Here is a 9,955-nt window from a genome sequence, read left to right as displayed (position 1 = left end):
TCGACAGCGATGTGATCAGGACGCATCGCGACAGGTGCTCCGGCTCGTCGGGCGGTACGTCGTACCGCCCGACCCACGGTTGCGGGTCAGCGCCGGAATTCGACCGGCTTCCCCTGCTGCGGGCGTTGATGGATGTGTCCGAGCACCATAACTCCGCAGCCCGCGCGGGACGTCATGCGGACGGAGCACCCGCTGGCTCCGTCCGCATGACGTCCGTCACTCAGATCAGGCGAGCTTCTCCAGGATCAGCTCACGCACCCGGGCGGCGTCGGCCTGCCCGCGCATCTCCTTCATCACCGCACCGATCAGCGCACCGGCGGCGGCGACCTTGCCGTCGCGGATCTTGTCGGCGACGTCGGGGTTGGCGGCGATCGCGGCGTCGACAGCGGCACCGAGCGCGCCGTCGTCGGAGACCACGGCCAGCCCGCGGGCGGCGACGATCTCCTCGGGGGTGCCCTCGCCGGCGATCAGGCCGTCGAAGACCTGGCGGGCCAGCTTGTCGTTGAGGGTCCCGGCGTCGACCAGGGCCTGGACGGCGGCCACCTGGACGGGGCTGACCCCGAGGTCGACCACGTCGACGCCCGCGTCGTTGGCCCGGCGGGTCAGCTCGGCGATCCACCACTTGCGGGCGGCCTGTGCGGACGCACCGGCCGTGACCGTCTCCTCGATCGGGACGAGCAGGCCCGAGGCCACCACGTCGCGCATCTCCAGGTCGGTGTAGCCCCAGTCGGCCTGCAGCCGGGCCCGGCGCTCGACCGGGTTCTCGGGCAGGGTGCCGCGCAGCTCGTCGACCCACTCGCGACTCGGCGCCACCGGCACCAGGTCGGGCTCGGGGAAGTAGCGGTAGTCGTCGGCGTCGGACTTGGGGCGGCCGCTGGTGGTCACCCCGGTGTCCTCGTGCCAGTGCCGGGTCTCCTGGAAGATCGCCTCCCCGCGGTCGAGGATCGCGGCGTGCCGCTGCATCTCGTAGCGGACCGCGCGCTCGACCGAGCGGAACGAGTTGACGTTCTTGGTCTCGGTGCGGGTGCCGAGGCTGCCGGTGCCCTTCGGGGCCAGCGACAGGTTGACGTCGGCGCGCAGGTTGCCCTGGTCCATCCGGGCCTCGGAGACGCCGAGCGCGAGGATCAGGTCGCGCAGCTGGCTGACGTAGGCGCGGGCCACGGCCGGTGCCTTCGCCCCGGCGCCCATGATCGGCTTGGTGACGATCTCGATCAGGGGGATGCCGGCCCGGTTGTAGTCGACCAGCGAGTAGTCGGCGCCGTGGATCCGCCCGGTGGCCCCACCGACGTGCAGCGACTTGCCGGTGTCCTCCTCCATGTGGGCGCGCTCGATCTCGACGCGGAACGTCTCGCCGTCGACGTCGACGTCCATCCAGCCCTCGAAGCAGATCGGCTCGTCGTACTGCGAGGTCTGGAAGTTCTTCGGCATGTCCGGGTAGAAGTAGTTCTTCCGCGCGAACCGGCACCACTCGGCGATCTCGCAGTTCAGCGCCAGGCCGATCCGGATCGCCGACTCGACGGCCTTGCGGTTGACGACCGGCATCGCGCCGGGCAGGCCCAGGCAGGTCGGGCAGACCTGGGTGTTCGGCTCGCCGCCGAAGACCGCCGGGCAGCCGCAGAACATCTTGGTGTTGGTGTTCAGCTCGACGTGGACCTCGAGCCCGAGAGCCGGGTCGTACGACGACAGCACGTCGTCGAAGGCGACGAGGGTGTCGGTCATCAGTTTTCTCCGTCCAGGGCGGGGGCCTTGCTCAGCAGGGGCGCGCCCCACTGGGCCTCGAGAGCGGCCTCCAGCGCGGCGCCGACCCGGTAGAGCCGGTCGTCGGCGAGTGCGGGTGCCAGGATCTGGAAGCCGGCCGGGAGGCCGTCCTCGTCCGCGAGGCCGGACGGCAGCGAGATGCCGGGCACGCCCGCGAGGTTGGCCGGGATGGTCGCGAGGTCGTTGAGGTACATCGCGATCGGATCGTCCAGCTTCTCCCCCAGCTTGAACGCGGTCGTCGGCGCCGTCGGCGAGACCAGCACGTCGACCTGCTCGAAGGCCGCCTCGAAGTCGCGCGAGATGAGCGTGCGGACCTTCTGGGCGGTCCCGTAGTAGGCGTCGTAGTAGCCGCTGGACAGCGCGTAGGTGCCGAGGATGACCCGGCGCTTGACCTCGTCGCCGAAGCCCGCGTCCCGGGAGGCCCGCATGACGTCCTCGGCGCTCGGGTTGTCGATGCCCTCGGGCAGCACCCGCAGGCCGTAGCGCATGGCGTCGAACTTGGCGAGGTTGGAGGACGCCTCGCACGGCATGATCAGGTAGTACGTCGCCAGCGCGTGCACGAAGTTCGGGCAGGACACCTCGACGACCTCGGCACCGGCCTCGACCAGCAGGTCGACCGACTCCTGGAAGCGCGCGAGCACCCCGGCCTGGTAGCCGTCGCCCGAGAGCTCGGTGATCACGCCGACCTTCAGGCCGGACAGGTCGCCGGCCGCGCCCTGGCGGGCCGCCGCGACCAGGTCGGGCACCGGCTGGTCGATGCTGGTGGAGTCGCGCGGGTCGTGCCCGCCGATCAGCTCGTGCAGCAGCGCGGAGTCCAGGACGGTGCGGGTGACCGGACCGACCTGGTCGAGGCTGTTGGCCATCGCCACGAGGCCGTAGCGGGAGACCCCGCCGTACGTCGGCTTCACGCCGACCGTGCCGGTGACCGCACCGGGCTGGCGGATCGAGCCGCCGGTGTCGGTGCCGAGGGCCAGCGGCACCTCGAACGCGGCCACCGCGGCCGCGGAGCCGCCGCCGGAGCCGCCCGGGATCCGGGTCAGGTCCCACGGGTTGCGGGTCGGGCCGTAGGCGGAGTGCTCGGTGGAGGAGCCCATCGCGAACTCGTCCATGTTGGTCTTGCCGATGATCGGCAGGCCGGCGGCCTTGAGCCTCGCGACGACGGTGGCGTCGTACGGCGGCACCCAACCCTCGAGGATCTTCGAGCCGCAGGTGGTCGGCAGGCCCTCGGTGGCCAGCACGTCCTTGACCGCGATCGGCACGCCGTCGAGGGCGTGCAGCGGGGCGCCGGCGGCGCGGCGGGCATCGGAGGCCGCGGCCTGCTCGAGCGCACCCTCGGCGTCGACGTGCAGGAACGCGTGCACGTCGCCGTCGACGGCGACGATCCGGTCGAGGGCGGCGCGGGTCAGCGCCACGGAGGTGGTCTCGCCGGCGGCGAGCGCGTCCGCGGCCTCGGCCGCGGTCAGCCGGGTCAGGTCGGCTCCGCCACGGTTCGCTGCGCTCACTGCTCGTCCCCCAGGATCCGCGGGACGGCGAAGCGCTGCTGCTCGGAGGCGGGGGCCCCGGAGAGCGCCTGCTCGGCGGTCAGGCTCGGCACCACCACGTCCTCGCGGAACACGTTGGTGACCGGCAGCGGGTGCGACGTCGGCGGCACGTCGTCCCCGGCGACACCGCTGATCGAGGCGACCGACTCGAGGATGACGGACAGCTGGGGCGCGAGGTGGTCGAGCTCGGCGTCGTCCAGGTCGATCCGGGCGAGCGTCGCCAGATGGGCGACCTCGTCGCGAGAGATCTCAGGCATGGGTTCCATCCTAGGAGAGGACACGGGCAGTCCTGCGCTCGGTCCGCACCCCACTCCCCCGACACGCACGAAGCGCCGCCACCCGAGCGGGTGGCGGCGCTTCGTCGTACGACGGGGTGCGTCAGCAGCGGCGGAGCTTCTTCAGCTTGAGCGTGCCGCCGTCGCCCATCTGCCCCTGGTACTGGAAGGCCTCCAGCCGGTAGCTCCTGTCGTTCTTGCGGATCTTGACCGAGACGGGCTTCGACGTGACGCCCTTGTTGACGATCGGGGTCGAGGCCCGGTCGATCTCCTTCTCGCCCTTCCAGACGATCAGGCCGACGCCGACCTCGGCCTGGCGGCCGTTGACCACGCGGGTGACGACCTTCCAGCTCTTGCCGTTCGGCGTGGACTTCTTGCAGGCCTGCTGCTTCGCGCCGGACCAGGTCTTGATGGTGGTGAACTTCGTCGCCCGCTCGGCGGGCTGGGCCGGCGCCGCCTGGGCGACGGCGGGAACCGCGAGGAGCACGGCGGAGGACACGGTGAGAGCGATGAAACGCCCGATCGACTTCATGAATTGATCGTTTCACCTATCGGTCGGCGTCGTGACTGAAAGTAAAGAACCGAAGGGGTGAAGTCGTCAGCAGGCCCGGACCGCGTTGATGGCGACCTTCTCGCCGCGGCCCACGTGGGAGTTCTCCAGCCCGACGAGGAGGCGGTACGCCGGCTTCCCGCGCGGCACCAGGGCCGATCCCGCCTTGGACACCGAGCCCGCGTCGACCGACCCCGACAACCACAGCTGGCCGGCGGCGCCGTCGGGACGTCGCACCTGCAGCCGGCCGGCGGTCACCCGGTCAGCACCCCGCGCGTCGACGCGGACCCGCACCCGCCACCGGTTGCCGGTGACCGGGGCCTTGCAGAGCTGGACCTTGGCACCGGAGAGGGTGACGGCCGTCTGCCACGCCGGAGCGGCGGTCGCCGGGGCGGCCACGGCGATCGGGACGGCCAGCGCGGCGGGGACGACGGCGGCGGCCAGCGCCACGAGGATCCTGGAGGTCATGCCTGGCATCCTGGCCCCGGCGGCTCGGACGCAAACGCGAGCGCCGGCGTCCGTCCACGTCGAGGCTACGAGTCCTGCGCCTCCTCGGCCGGCGGCGGGCCGTTCTCCAGCAGCGCGGTGAAGCCGGCCTCGTCGAGGACGGTCACGCCGAGCTGCTCGGCCTTGTCGGCCTTGGAGCCGGCGTTCTCGCCGACCACGACGAAGTCGGTCTTCTTGGAGACCGAGCCGGCCGCCTTGCCGCCGCGGGCCAGGATCGCCTCCTTGGCCGAGTCGCGGCTGTAGCCCTCGAGCGAGCCGGTGACCACGATGGTCAGGCCCTCCAGGGTGCGGGGCGTGGACTCGTCGCGCTCGTCGGCCATGGAGACACCCGCAGCGGTCCACTTCTCCACGATCGCGGTGTGCCAGTCGATCTTGAACCACTCGATGACCGCCTCGGCGATCGTCGGGCCGACCCCCTCGGCCGCGGCGAGCTGCTCCTCCGTGGCCGCCTGGATGTCCTTCATCGAGCCGAACTCCTGGGCCAGGGCACGGGCCGCGCTGGGACCGACGTGGCGGATGGAGAGCGCGACCAGCACCCGCCACAGCGGGACGTCCTTGCGGGAGTGGAGGTTGTCGAGGAGCCGCTGGCCGTTGGCCGACAGCACCCGCTCGCCCTCCTCGGTCTTCTTCGCCGCGCGCGTGAAGAGCTCGGTGCGCAGCAGTTGCTCGGCGCTCAGGTCGAAGACGTCGCCCTCGTTGGTGATCACGCCCGCGTCGAGGAGCGCGGTGGCGGCCTCGTAGCCCAGCCCCTCGATGTCGAAGGCGCTGCGCCCGGCGACGAAGTAGACCCGCTCGCGGACCTGGCCGGGGCACTGCTCGTGGTTGGGGCAGCGCAGGTCCTTGTCGCCCTCCTTCTGCTCGGCGAGCGTGGTGCCGCAGGCGGGACACTCGGTCGGCATCACCCACTCCGCCAGACCCTCGGGCCGCAGCGGCAGCACCGGGCCGACCACCTCGGGGATCACGTCGCCGGCCTTGCGCAGGACCACCGTGTCGCCGGGGCGCACGTCCTTGCGCCGCACCTCGTGGGCATTGTGGAGGGTGGCGTTCTCGACCGTCGAGCCGGCGACCCGGGTCGGCTCCATCACGGCGTACGGCGTGACTCGGCCGGTGCGCCCGACGTTGACCTCGATGGCGAGGAGCTTGGCGTTGACCTCCTCGGGCGGGTACTTGAACGCGATCGCCCACCGCGGCGCCCGGCTGGTCGAACCCAGCCGACGCTGGAGCGCGACGTCGTCGACCTTCACCACCACACCGTCGATCTCGTAGGGCACGATCGTGTGTCGCCGCTCGCCGGCGTCGGCGATGAACACCTCGACCTCCTTCAGCGTCGACACCACGCGGACCGCCTCGCTGGTCGGCAGTCCCCAGGTCGCAAGCGCGTCGTAGGCGTGCGACTGCGCCTTCGGCTCGAAGCCACGGCGCTCGCCGATGCCGTGGCAGACCATGCCGAGCGCCCGCGTCGCGGTGACCCGCGGGTCCTTCTGGCGCAGCGAGCCCGCCGCCGCGTTGCGCGGGTTGGCGAAGACCGGCTTGCCGGCGTCGGTCATCGACTCGTTGAGGCGCTCGAAGGCGGCCACCGGGAGGAACACCTCGCCGCGCACCTCGATCAGCTCCGGCACCGGGAACTCCTCGGTGCCCCTCAGCCGGTGCGGCACCGAGTCGATCGTCTTGACGTTGGGCGTGACGTCCTCGCCGGTCGACCCGTCGCCGCGGGTCAGCGCCCGCACCAGCCGACCGTTCTCGTAGAGCAGGTTGATGGCGAGGCCGTCGACCTTCAGCTCGCAGAGCAGCTCCGGCGCCTCGATCCCGTCCCGGCCGAGCCGGGCGTACCACGCCTCGAGCTCCTCAACGGAGAACGCGTTGTCGAGGCTCTCCATCCGGCGCAGGTGGTCGACGGCGGTGAACTCCGTCGAGACCGCGCCGCCGACCTTCTGCGTCGGGGAGTCGGGCGTCCGCAGCTCGGGGAACTCCTCCTCGAGGGCCTCCAGCGCCCGCAACCGCTGGTCGAAGTCGGCGTCCGAGAGCGTCGGTGAGTCCAGGACGTAGTAGCGCCAGCGTGCGTCCTCGATCTCCTCGGCCAGGCGGCGGTGCTGCTCGCGGGCCTCCTCGGTGGCGGGCGTCGGCTCGGTCATGCGCCTATCTTGCCGCCTGCCACCGACGCCCCCTCCGACCACCCGACGTCCCTGCCCGGCGGCCGTTCCGGCGGGTGGTCTAGACCATCGGGGAGATGGCGGGAACATCTCGTGGCACCTTCACTGTTGGCGATGAAACGAAACGGTTTCGTTTCATATGTGTCGACCGTCACAGGAGATCAGATGACCCCGTCCGAGGCGGCCGTCCAGCGGCCCCGCGTCGAGGGCGAGCGCGAGGTGGAGATCCTCGACGCGACCCTGGCGGTGCTCGCCGACGTCGGCTACGACCGGCTCACCATGGACGCCGTCGCCAGCCGGGCCAAGGCCTCCAAGGCGACGCTCTACCGCCGGTGGACCAACAAGGTCAGCCTCGTCATCGACGCCGTGGCGCACTCGAAGGGACCGCACGAACTGCCGGACACCGGCAGCCTCAAGGGCGACCTGCAGAGCATGTTCTGCGGCATGGGCGGCCTGGCCGACCAGGAGGCGGTCGCCACGTTCGGCGCCGTCGTCACCGCACTGACCCGTGACCCGACGTTCGCCGAGGCGTTCCGCCGCGACGTCATCGGCCCCAAGATCGCGGCCTCCCGCCTCGTCTGGGAGCGCGCCGCCGCTCGCGGCGAGCTCAAGGAGGGTCTCGACCTCGACCTCTTCGAGCCGGCCCTGGCCGGCATCGTCATGCACCGCGTCTTCGTCATGGGCGAGGTGCCCGACCCCGACCTGATCACCAGCGTGATCGACCAGATCATCGTGCCCGCAGCGACCCGCTGAGCGGCCGACCCGAACCTTCCGAACACCTCCCCGAAACTCCCAGAGAAGGAACACCTCCATGACCGACCTCGCGACTCCCGAGGCCCCGCCCTCCGGGAAGAAGCTCCACCTGGGCTGGGCCCTCGTGCTCATCTCGATGGCGCAGCTGATGGTGGTGCTCGACGCCTCCATCGCGAACATCGCACTGCCCTTCATCGGCAACGACCTCAACATCGACGACGCCAACCTCACCTGGATCGTCACCGGCTACGCCCTGGCCTTCGGCGGCCTGCTGCTGCTCGGCGGCCGCCTCGGTGACCTCTACGGACGTCGCCGCGTCTTCATGATCGGCCTCATCGTGTTCGCGGTCGCATCCCTGCTCGGTGGCTTCGCCCAGAACGAGGCACTCCTGCTCGCCTCGCGGGGCCTCCAGGGTCTCGGCGCGGCGCTCGCCTCCCCCGCCGCCCTGGCGCTGATCACCACGACGTTCCCGGCCGGACCCGCTCGCAACCGCGCCTTCGCGGTGTACGCCGCGATGTCGGGCGCCGGTGCGGCCGTCGGCCTGATCCTCGGCGGCTGGCTCACCGGTCTCGACCCGGTCCTCGGCCTCGAGGGCTGGCGCCTGACGTTCCTCATCAACGTCCCGATCGGCCTGGTCGCGGCCTTCCTGGCCCCGCGCTTCCTCAACGAGTCGGAGTCCCACCCGGGCGAGCTCGACGTACCCGGCGCGATCGCCGGCACGCTCGGCCTGCTCGGCCTGGTCTACGGCTTCAGCCGCGCCGGCGAGGCGGCGCACGGCTGGAGCGACCCGTGGACCATCGCGTCGCTGGTCGCCGGTGTCGCGCTGCTCGCCGCGTTCGCGTTCATCGAGTCCCGCGTCAAGCACCCGCTGCTGCCGGTCCGGGTCTTCAACAACCGCACCCGGGCCACCAGCTTCCTGGTGATGATGGTCGTGCCGGCCGCGATGTTCGCGATGTTCTACTTCCTGAGCCTGTTCATCCAGCTCGTCGTGGGCTACAGCCCGCTGCACACCGGCTTCGCGTTCCTGCCGTTCTCCCTCGGCATCGTGCTCGGCGCGGGCGTCTCGTCCAACCTCGTCAACCGGATCGACCCGCGCTTCATCGCCGGTGTCGGCACCCTGATGGCGGCCGCCGCGCTCTTCGGCTTCTCCCGCCTCGAGGTCCCGCACGGTACGGCCGACCTGCTGGCCCTGGGCAACGACAGCTACCTCGGCGCCGACGTGAGCTACTGGGCGTCGATCTTCCCGTTCATCGTGCTGATGTCCGTCGGCATGGGCATGGTGTTCGTGCCGCTCACGCTGACCGCGGTGCACCACCTGCGCCCGGAGGACTCCGGCATCGGGTCCGGCGTGCTCAACACGATGCAGCAGGTGGGCGGCGCCCTCGGCCTGGCCATCCTGAGCACGGTCTCGCTGCACTTCGCGAGCGGCACCACGTCCGACCTGACCCGTGACCTGATCGCCCAGGGCAAGTCGCCCGAGGAGGCCGGCGGTCTCGCCTTCATCGGCGCGTTCACGGAGGGTGCGACGGCGGCGTTCCTCGTCGGCGCCGCGCTCATCGCAGTCGGCTCCGCGGCGATCTGGCTGTTCCTCAACGTCAAGCACGAGGAGCTCGCCACGGACGGCCCCGAGGGCGGTGTGCACGTGGGCTGACCCGCCCCCTGCGCACGACTACGACGGCCCGCCCGGTCCCCCCGGGCGGGCCGTCGTACGTTCAGCCGCCACCCGGGGGGACGAAAAGCGCTTGGCGGCAAGCCCGCGCGCGTCCTACGCTGTTCGGTGACGAAACGAAACCGTTTCGTTTCATGAGCGTGAACAGATCCCGGAGTGCAGATGACCCCGTCCGACTCGGCCGTCCTGCGGCCCCGCGTCGAGGGCGACCGTGTGCTGGAGATCCTCGAGGCCACCCTGGTGGTGCTCGCGGACGTCGGCTACGACCGGCTGACCATGGACGCCGTGGCCACCCGGTCCAAGGCGTCGAAGGCCACGCTGTACCGCCGCTGGACCAACAAGCTCAGCCTGGTCATCGACGCACTCGTGCACACCAAGGGCCCGGCGCAGATTCCGGACACCGGCAGCCTCCAGGGCGACCTGGAGGCGGTGTTCTGCGGTGTCGGCGGACTCGCCGACTCCAGCGGCGTCGCCACGTTCGGTGCCATCGTCACCGCCCTCACCCGTGACCCCGAGTTCGCCGCGGCCTTCCGCCGCGACGTGCTCGGCCCCAAGATCGAGGCCTCCCGCGCCATCTGGCAGCGCGCCGCCGCTCGCGGCGAGCTCCGCGAAGGTCTCGACCTCGACCTCTTCGAGCCGGCTCTCGCCGGCATCGTCCTGCACCGCGTCTTCGTGATGGGCGAGGTGCCCGACCCCACCCTCATCAGCCGAGTGATCAGCCAGATCATCGTGCCCGCCGCGACCCGCTGAGC

9 protein-coding genes and 1 riboswitch are annotated in these 9,955 nt (G+C 71.3%); of the genes, 3 read left to right on the top strand and 6 right to left on the bottom strand.

Going from position 1 to position 9,955, the window contains the following annotated elements; translation table 11 throughout:
- Positions 1–11 precede the first annotated feature (11 nt).
- Positions 12–165, bottom strand: a riboswitch (cobalamin riboswitch).
- Positions 166–225: 60 nt separating this feature from the next.
- The 6 genes from gatB to ligA form a co-directional block, all read right to left on the bottom strand.
- Entirely contained in the window at positions 226–1,719 is a 1,494-nt protein-coding gene (gatB, locus tag MUB56_RS11785) for an Asp-tRNA(Asn)/Glu-tRNA(Gln) amidotransferase subunit GatB (RefSeq protein WP_244932083.1), read from the bottom strand.
- The gene (gatA, locus tag MUB56_RS11780) at positions 1,719–3,260 is read right to left on the bottom strand and encodes an Asp-tRNA(Asn)/Glu-tRNA(Gln) amidotransferase subunit GatA (protein ID WP_244932082.1); all 1,542 of its coding nucleotides are present in this window, start codon (positions 3,258–3,260) and stop codon (positions 1,719–1,721) included. Before gatA ends, gatB begins: the two co-directional genes overlap by 1 nt.
- Entirely contained in the window at positions 3,257–3,556 is a 300-nt protein-coding gene (gene gatC, locus MUB56_RS11775) for an Asp-tRNA(Asn)/Glu-tRNA(Gln) amidotransferase subunit GatC (RefSeq protein WP_244932081.1), read from the bottom strand. The genes gatA and gatC overlap by 4 nt, the downstream gene beginning before the upstream one ends.
- Before the next feature lie 121 nt (positions 3,557–3,677).
- On the bottom strand, positions 3,678–4,106 hold the full coding sequence (locus MUB56_RS11770; RefSeq protein ID WP_244932080.1) for a hypothetical protein: 429 nt from the start codon (positions 4,104–4,106) through the stop codon (positions 3,678–3,680).
- Positions 4,107–4,172: 66 nt separating this feature from the next.
- Entirely contained in the window at positions 4,173–4,592 is a 420-nt protein-coding gene (locus MUB56_RS11765) for a hypothetical protein (RefSeq protein WP_244932079.1), read from the bottom strand.
- Between the two features lie 65 nt (positions 4,593–4,657).
- Positions 4,658–6,763: an NAD-dependent DNA ligase LigA gene (gene ligA, locus MUB56_RS11760; protein ID WP_244932078.1), complete on the bottom strand. Its 2,106-nt coding sequence runs from the start codon at positions 6,761–6,763 to the stop codon at positions 4,658–4,660.
- Positions 6,764–6,946: 183 nt separating this feature from the next.
- Here ligA and MUB56_RS11755 point away from each other — a divergent pair, with 183 nt between their 5' ends.
- The 3 genes from MUB56_RS11755 (at position 6,947) to MUB56_RS11745 (ending at position 9,953) form a co-directional block, all read left to right on the top strand.
- On the top strand, positions 6,947–7,534 hold the full coding sequence (locus MUB56_RS11755; protein WP_244932077.1) for a TetR/AcrR family transcriptional regulator: 588 nt from the start codon (positions 6,947–6,949) through the stop codon (positions 7,532–7,534).
- A gap of 58 nt (positions 7,535–7,592) precedes the next feature.
- Positions 7,593–9,185: an MFS transporter gene (locus tag MUB56_RS11750; protein WP_244932076.1), complete on the top strand. Its 1,593-nt coding sequence runs from the start codon at positions 7,593–7,595 to the stop codon at positions 9,183–9,185.
- 180 nt (positions 9,186–9,365) lie between these two features.
- Entirely contained in the window at positions 9,366–9,953 is a 588-nt protein-coding gene (locus MUB56_RS11745) for a TetR/AcrR family transcriptional regulator (protein ID WP_244932075.1), read from the top strand.
- Positions 9,954–9,955: the final 2 nt, after the last annotated feature.

Origin of the sequence: Nocardioides sp. W7, assembly GCF_022919075.1 — a bacterium.
In the GTDB taxonomy this organism is placed as follows: Bacteria; Actinomycetota; Actinomycetes; order Propionibacteriales; family Nocardioidaceae; genus Nocardioides.
The sequence above is the reverse complement of the archived record's forward strand: the minus strand, read 5'-3'. Positions and strand labels throughout refer to the sequence as shown.